Origin of the sequence: Chondromyces crocatus, from assembly GCF_001189295.1 — a bacterium.
Lineage (GTDB): Bacteria > Myxococcota_A > Polyangia > Polyangiales > Polyangiaceae > Chondromyces > Chondromyces crocatus.
The window spans coordinates 6,274,454-6,291,027 of sequence record NZ_CP012159.1; the positions used below are offsets into that span (position 1 = coordinate 6,274,454).

Annotated in this window: 14 protein-coding genes; 8 read left to right on the forward strand and 6 right to left on the reverse strand. The window is 70.9% G+C overall.

The genetic code is table 11. The features are described from left to right. Positions 1 to 63: 63 nt before the first annotated feature. A complete protein-coding gene (locus CMC5_RS22955) occupies positions 64 to 684 on the reverse strand; it encodes a TetR/AcrR family transcriptional regulator (RefSeq protein WP_050432427.1) in 621 nt (206 codons plus the stop codon). Between the two features lie 256 nt (positions 685 to 940). Here CMC5_RS22955 and CMC5_RS22960 point away from each other — a divergent pair, with 256 nt between their 5' ends. Then, positions 941 to 2,245, forward strand: coding sequence for a monooxygenase (locus CMC5_RS22960; RefSeq protein ID WP_063796332.1), 1,305 nt, complete (start codon positions 941 to 943; stop codon positions 2,243 to 2,245). A gap of 91 nt (positions 2,246 to 2,336) precedes the next feature. Here the strand turns inward: CMC5_RS22960 and CMC5_RS22965 are convergent, their stop codons facing one another. Beyond that, on the reverse strand, positions 2,337 to 2,681 hold the full coding sequence (locus CMC5_RS22965; protein ID WP_245677705.1) for a hypothetical protein: 345 nt from the start codon (positions 2,679 to 2,681) through the stop codon (positions 2,337 to 2,339). Positions 2,682 to 2,827: 146 nt separating this feature from the next. On the opposite strand from CMC5_RS22965, the gene CMC5_RS22970 reads away from it, so the two are divergent. From CMC5_RS22970 to CMC5_RS22990, 5 genes are all read left to right on the forward strand, one after another. Continuing rightward, positions 2,828 to 3,292, forward strand: a complete 465-nt coding sequence (locus tag CMC5_RS22970; protein ID WP_050432428.1) for a hypothetical protein — start codon at positions 2,828 to 2,830, stop codon at positions 3,290 to 3,292. Between the two features lie 67 nt (positions 3,293 to 3,359). Beyond that, the gene (locus CMC5_RS22975) at positions 3,360 to 4,355 is read left to right on the forward strand and encodes a tetratricopeptide repeat protein (protein WP_050432429.1); all 996 of its coding nucleotides are present in this window, start codon (positions 3,360 to 3,362) and stop codon (positions 4,353 to 4,355) included. Positions 4,356 to 4,775: 420 nt separating this feature from the next. Beyond that, a complete protein-coding gene (locus tag CMC5_RS44850; protein WP_156338811.1) occupies positions 4,776 to 5,096 on the forward strand; it encodes a hypothetical protein in 321 nt (106 codons plus the stop codon). Next, positions 5,093 to 5,827: an FxLYD domain-containing protein gene (locus tag CMC5_RS22985; protein ID WP_050432431.1), complete on the forward strand. Its 735-nt coding sequence runs from the start codon at positions 5,093 to 5,095 to the stop codon at positions 5,825 to 5,827. Before CMC5_RS44850 ends, CMC5_RS22985 begins: the two co-directional genes overlap by 4 nt. Before the next feature lie 156 nt (positions 5,828 to 5,983). Further along, a complete protein-coding gene (locus CMC5_RS22990) occupies positions 5,984 to 7,204 on the forward strand; it encodes a hypothetical protein (protein ID WP_156338812.1) in 1,221 nt (406 codons plus the stop codon). 78 nt (positions 7,205 to 7,282) lie between these two features. Here CMC5_RS22990 and CMC5_RS22995 read toward each other — a convergent pair whose 3' ends face one another. From CMC5_RS22995 to CMC5_RS23005, 3 genes are read right to left on the reverse strand one after another with little or no spacing between them, the layout of a single operon-like run. Then, positions 7,283 to 9,028 (reverse strand): ArnT family glycosyltransferase, encoded by a 1,746-nt coding sequence (locus tag CMC5_RS22995; RefSeq protein WP_050432433.1) that lies wholly within the window; start codon positions 9,026 to 9,028, stop codon positions 7,283 to 7,285. After that, on the reverse strand, positions 9,025 to 9,960 hold the full coding sequence (locus CMC5_RS23000; protein ID WP_245677706.1) for a hypothetical protein: 936 nt from the start codon (positions 9,958 to 9,960) through the stop codon (positions 9,025 to 9,027). Before CMC5_RS23000 ends, CMC5_RS22995 begins: the two co-directional genes overlap by 4 nt. Then, complete coding sequence (locus CMC5_RS23005; protein WP_050432435.1) at positions 9,957 to 11,789, reverse strand: hypothetical protein; 1,833 nt, start codon at positions 11,787 to 11,789, stop codon at positions 9,957 to 9,959. Before CMC5_RS23005 ends, CMC5_RS23000 begins: the two co-directional genes overlap by 4 nt. A gap of 158 nt (positions 11,790 to 11,947) precedes the next feature. On the opposite strand from CMC5_RS23005, the gene CMC5_RS23010 reads away from it, so the two are divergent. Both CMC5_RS23010 and CMC5_RS23015 read left to right on the forward strand, forming a co-directional pair. Continuing rightward, positions 11,948 to 13,132, forward strand: a complete 1,185-nt coding sequence (locus CMC5_RS23010; RefSeq protein WP_050432436.1) for a hypothetical protein — start codon at positions 11,948 to 11,950, stop codon at positions 13,130 to 13,132. A gap of 55 nt (positions 13,133 to 13,187) precedes the next feature. Next, positions 13,188 to 14,450, forward strand: coding sequence for a hypothetical protein (locus CMC5_RS23015; RefSeq protein WP_050432437.1), 1,263 nt, complete (start codon positions 13,188 to 13,190; stop codon positions 14,448 to 14,450). Positions 14,451 to 14,465: 15 nt separating this feature from the next. On the opposite strand, the gene CMC5_RS23020 is transcribed toward CMC5_RS23015, so the two are convergent. Beyond that, entirely contained in the window at positions 14,466 to 16,538 is a 2,073-nt protein-coding gene (locus CMC5_RS23020; protein ID WP_050436073.1) for a hypothetical protein, read from the reverse strand. Between the last annotated feature and the right edge of the window lie 36 nt (positions 16,539 to 16,574).

The following is a 16,574-nucleotide window of genomic DNA, read 5'->3' on the forward strand; positions in this document are numbered from 1 at the left end:
CCTTCCCCGCCTTCGTGTCCCCCTCCCCTTCGTGACGTGAGCGACCGACCTGCGTGACGCGCGCTATCCCGCGCCGCCTCTGCCGGCAGGGAGCGCGGTGCGCGCAGTGTGGGCGGTGATCCGCGCCAGCGACTCGGCGAAGGGGCGGTCCAGCGGCCCATGCTGGATGAGCCGCCGGTACCACATCGCCCCCAGCACCATGTCGATGAGCGTCTCCAGGTCGACCCCCTCGGCGACCTCGCCCCGGTCACGGGCGCGCTCGAACACCGCCCGGAGATGCCCGCGGCGCCGCTCGATGTACCCCTTGAAGAGCGCGTGGAACGCCGGGTCGAGCTGCGCCTCGGCCATGAGCGCGCGCAGCAGGTGGGACGCGGGCTGCTCGTGGGAGCTGAGCGAGAAGATCAGTGCCAGACGCTCCCGCAGATCGCTCTCCAGCGCGCCCGTCTCGACGGGGACGACCTGCTCGTCCGTCGCCTCGCTCAGCGCCTGGAGCAGCACCTCCGCCTTCGAGCGCCACCACCGGTAGATGGTGTGCTTGCCGACCCGTGCCTCGGCGGCGATGGCGTCGATGCTGACCGCCGCGTAGCCATGGGCGCGTACCAGATCCAGGGCCGCGGTCAGGATGGCCGTCCGCGAGGCCTCGCTTCGCTTCCGGCCGGCGCGTGGACGCTCCGAGGCCGTCATGCGCAGTGGTCTCCGACCGCCAGATTCTCTTGACGGTACGGGTCGTGCCGATATGTTTCGACACGGTTCGTGTCGAAATGCAGCACACCCTTCCGCCGACCTCCGTGGGCGCTGCCGTCCCTGCTCTGGATGGGTCGGCGTCCCCACCGCCGTTGTTCGCTCACTGCCATCGTCTCTGCTGATCCTGGCGCATCTTCGGGTCACGGCCCGCGGCGCAGACGTTCCATTTCTCCGTCTATCCACGAGGAGCACCGCCATGCGAGTTCTTTCGTCGTTCGCACCGTTTCTCGCCGTGATTCCCATCCTCGTCGTCGCGTGCAGCGGCGGTGACGACGGGAAGTCAGGAACGGAGGGCACGGGTGCAGGTGACACAGGCAGCGGGCTCCCGTGCGAGGTCGAGGCCGTCCTGCAGAAGGACTGCCGCTCGTGTCACGGCAGCTCGCCACAGTTCGGCGCGCCGAACCCGCTGGTCACGCACGCCGACCTGCACGCGGCGGGGCGGAGTGATCCATCGAAGAAGGTGTACGAGCTGGTCTCGGACCGCGTCCACGACACCGCCCGGCCCATGCCCCCTCCGCCCGCCTCGCCGCTCGGCGAAGAGAGCCTCCGCCTCCTGGACGACTGGATCGCCCGAGGGGCTCCCGCAGGCAGCACCTCGTGCGAACCCTCGGGCGAAGGCGGCTCGGGAAACCTCCCCACGCTGAACTGCACGCCCGACATCACCATCCAGGCGGAGGCGCCGTACGTGATGCCGAAGGAAGTGGAGGACGTCTACATGTGTTACGGCGTCGACGTGGAGATCGGCGAAAAGCGGCAGATCATCGCCCACGCGCCGCGGGTCGACAACACGACCATCGTCCACCACATGCTGCTCTTCGCCGCCGACGCGGCCTACCCGAAGACCCCGCAGGTCTGCAACGGCGGGAACATGGGGCGCTTGATGGGCGTGTGGGCACCGGGTGGCCAGGCGCTGGAGCTGCCTCCCGAGGCCGGCTTCGCGATCGAGGGGACCGCGCATTTCGTGGTCCAGGTGCACTACAGCAACCTGATGGGCCTCGACGGCGAGCAGGATCGCTCCGGCTATTCGCTCTGCACCACCGACCAGCTCCGGCCGAACGACGCCGACGTGATGGCCTTCGGTACGAACAAGATCGCCGTCCCGCCGAACGGCTCCCAGGACGTCACCTGCGACCTGACGATCCCGGCGCTGTTCCCCCAGATCACGACCATCTCGGGGATGCCGCACATGCACAAGATCGGCACGCACATCTCCACGACGCTCCTCCCTGCGGACGGCCGGAGCCCGGTGGATCTGGGCACGTCCGATCCCTGGGACTTCGATCTGCAGGAGTGGACCGACGTGCGCACCACACTCGGGCCAGGAGACCTGGTGCGGGCCCGGTGCGCCTGGAACAACCCCACCCCCTACCAGGTGAACTTCGGCGAAGGGACGAGCGACGAGATGTGCTTCGGGTTCGTCATGTACTACCCGAGGATCACCGCGCCGCAGTGGGTCTGGGGCGCGCCCGCCTTCCTGTCGACCTGCTCCCCCACCCCTTGAGGTGACCATCGCCCTGGAGACGCTTCCTCGATGGAAGCGTCTCCCAGCGTGGCTGGCGGCGGACTCAGCGCGATGGGTACGAGCGTCGGGCTCAGCGCGATGGGTACGAGAGGACGATCCGCTTCTCGGGGCGATCGATCTGCTCGACCCGGCTGGTCACGACGTGCTGCTCGTGGCCGTCGCCATCGGGGCGGGTGAAGTAGATCGAGGCGCCGACCCGCGGCCCATCGCAGTCGGGCATGGGGAGGCCGTGGGGCCCGCTGCAGACCGCGCCTTCGAGGCGGAGGTCGAGCGCGATGTGCGACGCGCGGAACCGCTTCCCGTTCCGGTCCCTCACCGCGACGCAGACGCCGTCACGCACATGGTACTCGGTGTTGCGGGTGATGAAGACGCGGTGCCGGCGACGCTCCGGTCCCTCGTAGCCCAGGTTCATCATGGATGACTCCTTCCTGTCGGCGCTCCGTGGGGCGCGGCCCGATGGTGGCAAGGAGCGGCGGTGGCGGCCAAGTTCAGTGGTGTTCATGTAGGGAATTGGGGCAAAGGGTCGCGGGCTCGGCACGATCGCGTCGACATGAGGGCGAGATGAACGAGAGCCGCCTGTCGGGACCCGGCCTGTCGAAGAGCCGCGCCGCGCCGCTCGTGCGGCGGCGGATGGTGGAGCTCTGGTCGACGACCGAGGGAGAGCTGCGCGCGCTGTTCGACGCGGCGGACGTGGTGAGCGAGGGCGCCGCGCGCGTGGAAGGCGGGCAGCTCGTGTACTACGGGAGCACCAGCGTGCTCCTCGTGCCGCCCGATCCTTCCATGCTGCGTGACCTCTGGCGCGTGCTGCCGTTCGATCCCCACGTGCGGTTGCGGGCGTTGCGCATCGCACACCGTGAAGCGAGCGCGCGGGCTGGCGGTCCGCTGGCCAGCTTGCAGGCGGAGCTCGGCTTCGTGGAAGAGATGAGCCCGTCCACACTGTCACGTGGTCGTCCCGCGTTCGCGATCAGCGTCGACGTGACGGCGGTCGTGCTCGAACGAGGCGCGCGATCCTTGTGCAGCGGATGAACCTCTTGACGCCCGCGCGTACGTGGAAGACGGGTGCGGCTCTGTACGTAATGGTCGATCGCGCGTGATGAACAACAAGGAACGACCCGAGGCCGGCGACGCCGGCAAGGTGATTCACGTCGTCTTCGGGCCAGGGGGTGGCCGTGTGGCGGCACCTCACCCGCCGCGCGCTCCGGAGCCGCCTGCCTCGAACGAGCCGGTCTCCGATCTGTTCACGGCGAGCGAGGTGGCGAAGCTGCTCGGCGTCGCGGTGGGCAAGCTGCGGACCCTCGACCGCGCCAGCATCGTGTCGCCGAGTGGTCGTCGCCGTGGGCGTCGGGCCTACACGTTCTCCGATCTGATCGCGCTGCGGGCTGCGCGCGACCTGCTGGTCCGCAAGGTGCGCTTGCGCGACGTGGCGAAGGCGATCGAGAACATCGTCGCCGCCCTGCCGCGGGTGACGCGGCCGCTCGCCGAGCTGCGCATCGTCTCCGATGGGCAAGCGGTGGTGGTCCGTAGCTCCTCGGGCTCGTTCGAGCCGCTCACCGGGCAGATGGTCCTCGACTTCGAGGTCAAGGATCTGCGCGACGACGTCGTGCGTGTGCTGCGTCCGCGGGTGGGGCGTGATCGCGCCCGCACCGCGTACGACCTGTACATGCAGGCCAGCCAGCTCGATGAGGACCCGGAGACCATGGACGACGCCGAGTCGCTCTACCGGCGCGCGCTGGAGATCGATCCCTGGCTGGCCATCGCGACGACGAACCTCGGCAACATCTGCTTTCGCCGCGGGGACGAGGCGCAGGCCGAGGTGCTTTACCAGAAGGCCCTGCAGATCGATCCGCAGCAGCCCGAGGCCCAGTACAACCTCGGCTACGTGATGCTGGATCGAGGCCAGGCACTGGAGGCCATCTCCTACTTCCGGGGCGCGATCGAGAGCGATCCGCGCTTCGCGGACGCCTACTACAACCTGGCGATGGCCTACGAGCAGATCGGTGAATCGACGAAGGCGCGGCCTTGCTGGCGCAAATACCTGGAGCTCGAGCCGACCGGGACCTGGGCCGAGATCGCGCGCAAGCACCTCTGATTCCCCACGGTCGCGGCGCGTCCCTGAGTCCCACCACGGAGGGGCGCGCCGTGGGCGGGAGGAGCCGTACCTCGACGAGAGAGCGCAGGGCGTTCGCAGCGTTCTGCAGGCGCTGCATTTCTCACGATCTCGTTGATCTGGTCTGGTCGTCGCATCGATACTGCTGCGCCATGAGCATGAATTCTCCTCCTGGGGGCGGCGCATTCGGTGGCGGGCCTCCAGGTGGTTTCGGGGGGCCTCCGGGTGGTGGTTTCGGGGGCCCACCGGCAGGTGGTCCGTCAGGGGGGTTTGGGGGGCCGTCGGGTGGGGAGCCTCCGGGGGAGAGCTACGGGGCACCGCCCGGTGGGTTCGGTGGGGGTCCTGGCGGTCCGCCGCCGGGAGGTTTCGGGGGTCCGCCTGGTGGTCCGCCGGGAGGCTTTGGTGGACCGCCTGGAGGCTTCGGCGGTCCGCCAGGAGGACCTCCGGGCGGCTTTGGCGGTCCGCCCGGTGGTCCGCCGGGAGGCTTCGGGGGCCCGCCAGGAGGACCTCCTGGAGGTGGATACGGTCCGCCGCCTGGCGGCTTCGGTGGACCGCCAGGAGGACCTCCTGGGGGTGGATACGGTCCGCCGCCTGGCGGCTTTGGCGGCCCGCCAGGAGGACCGCCTGGAGGCTTCGGTGGACCGCCTGGAGGCTTCGGCGGACCACCTGGAGGCTTCGGCGGAGGCGCTCCGCCTCCGAAGAAAGGCCCTCCAGTCGGGTTGATCCTCGGCCTCGGATGCGGCGGCATCTTCCTGCTGGGGATCATCGGCGCGCTGGTGTTCTTCATGCGCGTGAAGAGCGCTGCCGAGGAGATCATGCAGTCGCCGGAGTTCAACCTCCCCACGGGCGACACGGCAGGCTCACCGGCGACCGGCACCCTCCAGGCCGAGCTGCGCGATCTGCGAGAGTTCAAGGGCTTCGGAAACTCGCGCGCGTTCGTCGGCGAGATCCACAACACGGGCACCGACGCCATCGGGATCCCCTCGGCGAAGGTGATCTTCTACGACGCCGCGGGGACGGCCGTCACGAGCAGCTCCTGCATGAGCATCGTCCGTGCGCTGCCGCCCGGAGAGAAGGTGCCTTGCTCGTTCACGGTGCCGGCGACCACGAAGTCGGTGAGCCACAAGGTCGAGATCACCCCGATGCGGGCGTTCGCCGCGGGCCAGACGGCGAAGCTCGAGGTCACCGACGTGACGTACACGCCCAAGAAGCAGGTGTACGGCATGAACGAGATGAAGGGGAAGGTCACCAACCAGTCGGACTTCGAGGCGAAGGGCGTGATCGTGATCGTTTCGCTCTACGACAAGGCCGGCAAGATCGTCGGCGCCACGCAGACCACCGTCGCAGGCAGCAACATCCCTGCGGGCGGCTCCGCGCGCTTCACTGCGACGCTCATGGATGTCGCGGGGCCCGCCGACACGTGGCAGGTCCTCTCGGTCGGCTACCGTCAGTGATCGGACGGCACGTGACCGCGCGTCACGTGCCGATGCGCCCGGACCTCACCCCGTCGCTCGACGGCGGGGTGAGCGGCTCGGAAGATGGCCCCTGAACCGTGATCATGGCCACGTGTTCATGGCGATGAACTGCAAACCGTGTAAGCTGCTCGCTCTGTGAGTGAGCACGAGCTCTCCCGTCACCTGGCTTCGCGTGTGGTGGACGCGCTGAGAGCCCGCGCCCGCATCGCCGTCGTCAAAGGGGGTGCGACGGCCCTGTTGCGGGAGCTGGACGCGGCGATGGCGGGTGGCCTGGCCACACTCTGGCCACGCATCCGCGGGGGGTCTCTTGCTGCCGTCAGCGAGGAAGTGAGAGACCTGGGCGACCACCTCAGCCGGGCGCTCAGGGATTCGGAGCACGTCGAGGACATCTTCGCCGACGAGACGACCTTGCAGAACGAGGCGGCCGAGGCGCTCCAGCGCGCGCTGGAGGAAGCCGCGCGGGCCGAGGCCGCGGCCCAGGCCAGCGCCGGGGGGGCCGAGCGCAGGAGCGCGCCGACGAGCGGGAACAGGCCGCCTCCAGGCACTGGGCTCACCCCGGTGCAGGTGCGGCTCGACACGCTGGGCTATGTGGCGGCGACCGTGAGCAAGCGGGCGCCTGAAGGGGCACTCCAGGAGGCGCTCTCGCGCGCAGCCGACGCCGCCGGGGGCATGCTCACGGCGTTCGACAAGGAAGCGCGTTCCGCCGTTTTCGCGCTCGGGGACGCCGATCCCGACGCGCGGCTCGAGCTGGAAGAAGCGATCGCCGACGAGTTCAGCGCGCTGGTCGAGTCGGGTCACGTTGCACTGCCGTCGGTGATCCGACGCGTGGAACTGGGCCGTGTCGTCCCCCTCGAGGAGCGCGATGCGCTGCGGCGACGGCTGGACGCGGTGGCGGCGCGCACGCTCCTGCGGAGTGGATGCGGGGCCACGTGGGAGCTGGAGGATGGGCGGACCCTCCTGGTGACCCTCACCCCCCTGTCCGAGCGGGACGCGCTCCAGGCGGAGCATCACGTGAGCCTGTTCGCGCGTGAGTTCGCTGCCCTGCACGCCTCGGCGTGGAGCGAGTCGAGCGATGTGGCGCTGGAGATCGCGCCTCCATCCGACGAGAAGCTGGGCGAGGGCGAACGCTCCGCCGAGGCCCTGGAAGAGACGGTGGTGACCAGCGGGGGCGAACTGCCCGGCGCGCCCGCCGTCGCGTCTGCACCTGGCGACGTCACCGCGTCGGAGCCGAACGTGTCGGTCGGGGGCGAGGAGCGGATGTCGTCGGCAAAGGGCGAGACCAAGCACGCACCGAAGAAGCCCGCTGCCAAGCCGGAGAGTCGTCCAGCGCGCAAACGCGCCAGCCGGCCTCGCTGACGGTCGCGTCGGCGGTCCCGCTGGTACCCGCGCCACTGGCCTCGCTGATGCCCGCTTCGGCCGCCACAGACGGCCGCTTCAGGGACGGCGGGCTCGGTACACCAGGATCACCGGGACGCCATCGAGTCCGCCGATGTGGGCGGGGCTCGTGGTCCCGAGGGCGACCCAGGCCTGGTAGGCCTCGCCCTGCATGTGCTGCTCGTGGTGGTAGAGCGCGAAGTCGGCCTTCGCCGACGAGCCCACCCCCCGGATGTCTTTGCGCAGCCGCCCGTCCCTGATCAGCATCTCCCACGAGGGCCACAGGGTGTCGTGGATGTAGACCGTCCCTCCGCGGGGCACCTCGGCGTTCAGGTAATCGACCACCGCGCCGGTCGTGTACCCCCAGAAGGTGCGGTTCAGGCCGAGGGTGGCGGCCCCCGAGGCGCCGCCCACGAGCGGGGTGTACGCGGAGAGGGCGAAGGGGTGGGCGTGCAGGGTCTCCGCGATCGGCGCAACGAGCACCATCGCTCCCATCACCACCGCGGGCAGCGGCCCCCGCCCGAGCTGCGCGAGCGCCGCGTGTCGACCTTGCCGGCGGAGCGCGATACCCGCGCGTCGGACGAGCGCCGCGAACGCGCTCCCAGCGAACAGCGCCAGGAAGGGGTACGCCGTCATCCAGTGCTTGGTCCCCCCGAAGATGGGCGTCTTCGGGGAGAGCCAGGCGGCGTAGATGGCCGCGATACCGAGGAACCACAGCAGCTCCGTGGCGGCCGGATCCGACGGCGAGCGCGGCCCTCGCTGGAGCTTCGCCAGCAGAGGCACCGCGCGACCGCGCGATCCCACCCGCTCGACGAGCTTCCCCAGCGTGGGCACGAGCCGCGTGCGCGCGGCCATCGCGAGCCCGAGCAGCGCGAGGAGCAGCGTGATGGTCGGCACCGTCGCCGCCGTCATCACGGGCGCATAGAGCCTCGGCATCGGCGGCGTCCAGTACGTCACGCCGAAGAACTCCATGTTGTAGTAGTCGTGCTCCAGGTGGAACAGCGCGTACTCGCGCAGCCGCGCGAAGGTGTCGCGCCAGAGCCAGGGCCACATCGCCACCATCACGATGGGCCCGATCAGCGCCATCGCCATGAGGGCCGTCAACGCGCGGCGAGGGACATCGCCCTTCGGTTCCCGGGTGATGAGCCCGTGCAGCACGATGGCGGTGGCGTGGGCGCTGCAGACGATGGGGAGGAACCAGGAGTTGTGCTTCGTGTTCAGCGCCAGGCCGAAGGTCAAGCCGCAGAGCAGAGGCCACACGCTCCCGCCGTCGCGCAGCGAGCGCCAGTAGCAGTACGCGCAGAGCAGCCAGACCGTCACGATCGCCGCGTCGAAGCAGGCCAGGTGCGCCTGGTAGAAGTACCGCGGCATCATGGCGAAGAGCCCCGCCGAGACGAGCCCCGCGGCCCTCCCTCGCGCGGCTGTGCCCCACCAGTACACCAGCGCCACGCCGATCCCGGACAGGACCATCCCCGGGAACCGGTAGCTCGTCCCGGGCATCGAGAAGAGCCCGAGCTTGCCCTGCAGGGTGTGGCTGGAGAGCGCGAACAGCGACTTGATGAGCGCCGGGTGCTCGTGGTTCACCGACCAGGCCGCGTCCACGGCGCGCCGGCTCACGGCCGTGCGAAAGTCCGAGGCGAGCAGCTCGAACCAGGCGGCGTAGCGATCCGCGGCGGCGAAGTAGAAGCCCTCGTCCCGCGCGTACCCCAGGTTGCCCGCCGTGTCGAGCAGGAGCGCCACGAACGCCACGCCGAGCGCGAGGCCCACCAGCGGATCCACCCAGCGAGATCGAGCCGCGTTCTTCATCGCGTGTCCGCCTCGAAGCAGTAATGCCGGTGCTGGTGGTTCGGCGAGCTCACCGCGAATTCCACCTCGGCCTCCTTGGCGCCTGCGTGCGCGCCGAGGGGCAGCTCGAACGATGCCCAGCCTTCGCCGTCGTGGTGCGTCGAGCGCCCGATCTCCTCGCCATTCACCCGCACCGCAAGCGTCACCGGGGCCCCGCGGCGCTCCCGCTCGATCATCCAGTACATCCCGGCGTGACCGCGGATCACCTTGCCGAGCGGCACGCCGCGGAAGCGGGTGACGATCTCGCCGCGGGCGAAGGGGTGGGACCAGATGCAGCGCCGAGGCCGGAACTCCTGGTCGGCGATGACGGTGACGCCGACGTTGAAGAAGACGCCGCCTGGGCACTCGAACCGCTCCAGAGGGAATGTCGGGTGGCCGCCGAGGCCGCCGGTGAGAACGCGCGCCTTCGGATTCCACGTGCAGGTCACGGCGGGCTCGGTGCCGAACACGTCCACACGGCGCGGTGACAGGTTGTCCACGAAGTCGAAGACCACCTCCGCCTTGGCCGGGTTCTCCAGCCGACGAACCAGAAACGGACCGCGCTGCTCTCGGGCCACCTCACGAAAGCTCGACAGCGCTGGCACGTGCTGCCCGAGCACGGAGATCTCGATGGCCCCCGCGTAGCGGCTCTCGTCCGGCCGCGCCGCCTCGCGCAGCGGCATCACGCCGTCGCCGAGGACGCGCCGCGCCAGCGGATCCGCCCAGTCCGGCGCCACGACCACCAGATCCCCCTCCTGCTTCAGCGCCTCGACGGGGGCTCGCACGGCCGCCCAGTCCTCGAAGCGCGGCGCCCGCCGGCTGAACGCGACGTGCCCCAGCAGCTCGACGACGCCGACCAAGGGCACCACCGCGAAGGCCCACCGCCCGACCCGGCTCCGCAAGGTCCCGCTCACGCCGCGCCTCCGCTCCGAGCCCCGCCTCGAAGACGCCGCTCCCGACGCCACAGCCCGAACAGCCCCGCCCCCGTCACCGCCGCGAGCCCGAGCCCGGCCAGCAGCCCCGGCGGCCTGTAGCGCAGGGTGATCCTGGACGTCCCCTCCGGCAGCTCCACCGCCACCCGGTCGCCCTGATTCACCACCCGCCCCCGATCGGCCCGCCAGCCTTCGTCGAAGTTCATGTTGTACACCAGCCGATCGCCCGCCCTCGCCTCCTCCACGTCGATCGTCGCGCTGTTGAAGGTCCAGGACACGAGCCGCGCCACACCCTTCCCCTCCACGAACACCTCACCCCGGTGCGCCGGGTCCCTCATCGAGAGCGCCCCCCTGCGATCGAAGGGCGGGGTGCCGTAGCAGTTCAGGACCCCGGTGTTGCCGAGCATCGCCAGGTACATCGGCCCCGCCCAGTCCCGGCGCTTGTACTGGAACGGCGGATCCTTGACGAAGCGGAACGACTCGGCCTCGGGGATGCGATCCGGGGGCACCATCCACATCGCGCTCCGCATGGGGAGCTGGGCCACCGCCGCGATGTCGAGCGCGAGGGGGACGACGGCGAGCGCGGCGACCAGGTCGAGCCACGGCCGCCGCACCGCCTGCCGCAGGATGACCCGGCCGAGCGACGCCGCCGCGACGAGGCCCAGGATCAGCACCGCCGGATAGAGAAACCGCGACGGCACGTGCTGCGAGCGGAAGACGGGCACGTGCTCGTGCAGCAGCGTCCAGGGAGCGGACGGATGGAACGCGCCGAACCCGAGCACGACGAACAGGAGCCCCACCAGCTTCAGCACCCGCTCGCGCCGCTCCGACCGGAGCGCGAGGCCCACGAGCAGCACGACCACCCCGGCCACGCCGATGTACATCCCCCACTCGTGCCAGCCGTACGGCGTGACGCGCGCGGGCCGATCGTAGAAGTCCTGCTGGCGCGACGTGAGCGTGGTCAGGAACGCGCCGAGATCCAGCCGCTCGGTCGACGCGATCAGCCGGGGCGCCTTCCCGAACCCGTCGAGGAGCGGCAAGAGCTTCGGCGCCGAGAGCCCGATCCCTGCCGTGCCCATGAGCGCCAGCGTGGAGAGCGGCCGCACCGAGCGCTCGGTGATGGCGAGCCCCGCTGCATAGAGGCCGAGCAAGAGTGCCGTGTGCGGCAGCGGGTAGATGCCGCCGCCGTACACCAGCATCGCGAGGGCCCCCGCGCCGAGCACGAGGTCCCGCGCGCGCCCGTCCGGCTTGCGGGCTTGCTCGTAGAAGGCGAGGCACCACGGCATCCAGGCGTAGGCGAGGTGCCAGGTGTGCCCTGCTGCCGTCTGCAAGCCGAACCGCCCGTTCACCGCCCACAGCGCCACCACCAGCGCGCGCGCCGCGAAGCTCCGGGTGAACCGCCCGGCGAGCACGTAGGCGCCGAAGGCCCCGAGCAAGGCCATCCCCAGCGTCTCCAGCCGCAGCGCCACGCTCATCGGCAACGTGAGGTAGAGCGGGAGCCACGGCGAGACGACGATGGTCCCCCCCTCCACGAAGCCCCAGGCGGGGAAGCCGCCACACGCGAACGGGTTCCACCAGGGCAGCTCGCCGTGCTGCAAGAGACCGCGTCGAACCAGCTCCCGGTGCGAGGTCTGCACGTCCCAGTCGTGGAACCCGAACGTCGACCACGAGCGCAGCCACGGCAGCAGGGTCGAGAACACCGCCGCGAACAGGGTGGCGAGCGCGGTGAGCTGGGCCGCTCGGCGCAGCAGCCTCCCGCGCCAGAGAACCTGGTCTGCGTCTGTGCGTGCTTCGGTCGAACCCTCGCTCACGGGCGGCGGACCATAGCACCGCCTCCCGCCCTTGCGGCGGGTGGGCCGCGCCCGCGCTGCGACCGGAAGAACGCGCGGGAGGCGACCTGGCTGACGTCACCCGCCTGCGGGGTCGGACAGGACAGGCGATACGGAAAGATCCGGGGTAAGCTGCCGACGTGACGGTCACGGGCAGGGCTTCATCGCCGGCATTCGACGCTTCGCCACCCACGGGTGCGCAGCACAAGGGAGAGGACGCGCGAGCGCCCCGGGCCGTCCACGCCGAGGTGGCCGACGTTGGACCGGCGCCCGAGCGCGGCGCGCGGCTCTTCGCCACGGCCTCCACCCACGCGCGCGAGGCGATGGAGACCGTCTACGCCGCGCGCCTCGCGCCGCCCACCTCGCCGTCGCCGCTCAACCGCCTGGCGTATGGCGCGGGCCTCCCGCTGGCCGTGGTGGGCGCGCTGCTCGCCCACCCCGATGCTGGGCGTCGCTACCGCAGGGTGTGCTTCACCCAGGCGGCGGTGGTCCTCGCGCTCGGGCTCCTGTTCGGTGGGGTGCTCGAGCGCGCCATCAACCTGCTGTGGGGGATGGATTCCCGGGGACCCTGGGGACAGGGGGCGAGCTGGATCACCCTCGTGTCGGCCTTCTACGCCACCCTCAGCACCGTGGAGTGGTGCGTGATCGCGCTCTCGCGGCAGTACCACGATGCCATCGGCCGGGACGCGGCGCTGCTCACCGGCGCCGAGCCCGAAGACCCCGCCTTCACGCCGCAGGTGAAGGTCGATCTGCACTGGGTCATGAAGCGGGTCAGGCGCTACGTCCGAGGGTGGATCGCCTTCACCGCGGGGCTGCCTGGGCTCGCGCTGCTCTGGCTCGTCCCGGGGGCTGGCGCCGAGCTGTACGCCGTCGCGTCGACCCTGTGGGGCGCCTACTGGCTGATCGTGCTCGTGGCCGCGAAGAGCGCCCACGCCTGGAAGGAAGAAGGTTCGGCGCCCTCTCCGTGGTTCAGGCGCGGCTGGGACGAGCTGACCACGACGGCGCCCGGCTTTCGCTGGTGGCTTCCGCGCTCGTACGGCCAGCTGCTCCGCCGCGCCACCTCGCAGCTCGACTCCCCGGCGGCGGCCTTCGAGCGAGCGCCCTGGGAGATGATGGGCGTGGCGTTCGCGCGGGTGCTGGGCGGGCTCCCGCTGTTCTACCTGCTGGTGAGGCCGATCATCCCGGTGGCAGCCCAGCACGTCCTGCGCGGTCAGCGCGAGCGGGAACTCGAGCGGCAATCAAAGCTGCTTCGCGACGCGGACGGCGCTCCCGCTGCCACGTCGACGGATCTCACGGTGTCCTCGGTTCGCCGTCGCTCGTCGTAGCCGCCGCCTCGCGCCGCGCGCGGTAAGATGGTCGCTGCGTCATGCAGGGCTCTCCATGATTCAGGCCCCTGAAACGCAGCTCAGCGTCCAGGTCCTCCGCCGGAATCGCCTGGCGCTCGTCCGCAGTCTGGGAGGTCTCGGGCTCGGCCCCACCTTTCTCCTCCTGGGTCTGGGACTCCAGGGAGAGAGCAGCTTCGACGGTCTCCTGACCCTCTCCGGAGCCGCGTTGACCATCGTCTCCCCCTCCCTGGCCCTGTTCGTCCTGCTGACCAACCCGCACCCCGTGCTCGTCCCGGCCACGCTCCGGGTGAGCGCCCGGGGTGTCGTCCTCGATGGCCGCCTGGCACTCCCGCGCACCCGGGTCCGCGCGGGATTTCTCATCCCGGCGCGGCAGGGCGTCATCGTGCGCATCGAGCGACGCCTCGGCGCGGCGCTCGAACTGCTGGTCGCCGACCACGAGCAAGGACGCGACCTCCTGCGCGCCCTCGACCTGGACAGCTCGCAGACGACCGCTTCCTTCCGCCTGCGCTCCCTGGGCCTCGGCCTGCGCGCGCTCCGCCTCGGGGCGCTCGCCGCCTTTGCGGTCTGCGCGGGCGCGCTCCTCGGCGCGCTCACGCTCGACGCACCGGCCGCGCTCCCCTTCGCCATCGCGCTGCTCGCGCTGGTGCTGCTCGCCAGCGTGGTGATCCTCAGCGTCCCGGCACGGGCGATGGTCGGTACCGATGGCGTGCTCGTCTCCTGGTTCTGGCGCGAGCGCTTCATCGCTCACGCCGATCTCGTCCGCGCCAGCGTCACCTACCAGCGCGTACCGGGCGTCCTGCTCACCCTGGAGAGTGGGCGCACCCTGCTCCTTCCCACCCGGCTCGGCTGGAACCATGAGCAGGTCGTGCGCGAGACCCGCATGCTCTCGGAGCGCATCGAGGTGGGCCTCTCGGAGGCGCGTGCCAGCGGGTTCACCCACGACGAGGAGCGCCTCGCGCGCGGCAAGCGTCCCCTCCCCGACTGGATCCGGCACCTGCGTGCTCTCGGCGCTGGCGCCGACGCCGACCACCGCACCGCCCCGATCGCCGCGGACCGCCTCTGGCGCCTCGTCGAAGACACCACCACGGCGCCCGACATCCGCGTGGCCGCCGCCGTCGCGCTCTCCTGCTCGGGCGGAGACGCGCGTCACCGGTTGCGCCGCGTCGCGAATGCCACCGCGGCGCCCCACCTCCACGCGGCCTTCAGCGCCGTGTCCGAAGCCGAGACCGAAGCGGAGGCGGAAGCCGACGCCGCGCTCCTGAAAGCGCTGTCGACCCTCACCCCCCGCCTCCGTTAGTCCTGCGCCAGGGCGCTACGGCAGCTCCACCGCGTACACCAGCGTCCCCTTCGGGTTCCGGAGCGCCCGCTCCTGGATCACCCCGCGCAGCGTCTTCCAGGTCCCGTCCTGGTCCACGTACGCCTCCTTCAGCTTCAGCGCCGCGGCCTTGTCTCCCCGCGCCTTGATGCCCAGCACCTCGCGCGCGAGCTGCTCCACCACCCCGGGGAACCTGTCCATCGCCAGCGTGAAGCAGCCCTTGTCGCGCCCGTTCGCGGCGACCTCGTCGGCCCGCCAGGTCATGGCGCCCTTCTCGAGCAGGCGCCCCGCCTGGATGGCGGCGAGCTGCGGGTACGGCTTGGCCTTCCCGTCCGACGTGGTCATCCCCTGCGAGATCTGCCCGAACGCCCACACCACGTCGCCCGCCAGCGCACGCTCCGCGGTCGTCTTGTCGAGCACGCCCCGATCCTTCAACCAGCTCGCGAAATAGAGGGCCGCCGTCTGTGCCTTCAGCTCCTCCAGCGTCGCGGCCAGGGGGCCGCCGAAGGCCTCGTCGTCGGTCTTCCCGTTCGCGCGGTACTCGTGCGACGGGCCCAGGTTGTGCGCGGCCTCGTGCAGCACCGTGCTCATCGTCTGCATCCCCGGCTCGATGGGGATGAGCGGCGTCGCGTCACGGCACAGGAGCGACTCCACCATCGCCCGGCTGGCGCCGAGGCTGTCGTCGTCCTCGAAGAGGTTGGTCATCGCCACCGTGCGCCCTCGCCCCTCGTTCGCGACCGGCCCCCAGTTCGGCAGGCTCTGCCCCACCGTCGCTCCCGCGGCAGAGCGCGAGTCGCCCGCGTTGATCACGATGTCGATGAAGTCCGGCAGATGGAACGAGACCTTCCGGGCCTTGTAAGGCTTCCCTGCGAGCTTCGCGAGCGCCTCTTCCATCTCGCTCTTCCGCGGGTCCAGCTTGCGCTGCCATGCGAGCGACGCCTGGTTGATCCGGGCGAAGCTCACGTGGAAGCCCGCCTTGCGCGAGCACGGATCCGCGTACGTCTCGTCCGGCCCGATGCGCAGATACCACCGCGAGTTCTCCGCGTTCATCCGCGACCACGCCTCGTCCGCGGGCTCCCACTTGTTGTCGAGGAACGCCTGCGCGGCCGCGAGCAGGTAGGCCTTCAGCGCCGCCTCGGCCGGGCTCTGGATCCCCGCCGCGGCAGCCTTCAGCTCTCGGCTCACCGCCTCCATGTCTTCCCGGAACGCCTGGCTGTAGGGCACCGCTTCCAGCTTGTCCGCGCCGCCCCGCGCCTCCACCACCGTGAAGGGCCCGAGCAGCGCCGCCTGATCGGGCCGCTTCTCCAGCGCCTCGCAGAACTTCCCGCCTTGCTGCAGCGCCGCGGGGTACAGCCCGGAGACGCGCGACGGCTTCGACGGCAGCGCGTTGCAGTCGGGGTTGCTCTCCGTCCGCGGCTGCGCGCACCAGGGGCCCTGGTTGCGGAAGAACAGCGCACGGCTCGCGGGATCTTGCTTCGCCGCGTCGGCCGCGAGGGCCGTGGCGCCGCGCTGCTTCAGGTAGATCCGCTCGATGAGTGTCGCCGCTGCCAGCACGTGCTTCACGAGCACCCGATCCTCCTCCGCCGCCTCACGAAGATCGGTGCGCACCAGGGAAGGCCGCCCTTGCGACAGCTCCAGCTCCACCGCCTCACGACGGCGCTTCTCGCGATCGTCCGCGCCACCGCGATCGTGTCCTTGCGCGTGGACCTTGGCCACCGCCGCGTACGCGGCGCGGAACGCCGGCGTGAACAGCCCACCCTCCACCCAGCGCGGCGGTGCGCCGTGGCGCCAGAGACCGACCACCTCGCCGGGCTCGATGCTCCCAGGTGAGGCCGTGTCGGAGACCCAGAGCACCGGGAGGTCGAGCTCCTGTGCGATCCGGTTGAAGTCGAGCCTCGGGACCGCGTTCAGCGGCACCTCGTCTGCGCGCTGGGCCGCGGACGACGCGACCTCGGCCGCATCCGGGGGCGGATCGGGCGCGGGGGGAACGGCGGGGGGCGGCGCTGGGGTGCAGCCCATCGCGACGAGAGACAGCAGGAAGGCGAGAGAAGATCGGGGCGCTCCACGCATCGGGCGCATGCTTGCCGCCTCCGCGCCTCGAGTGCA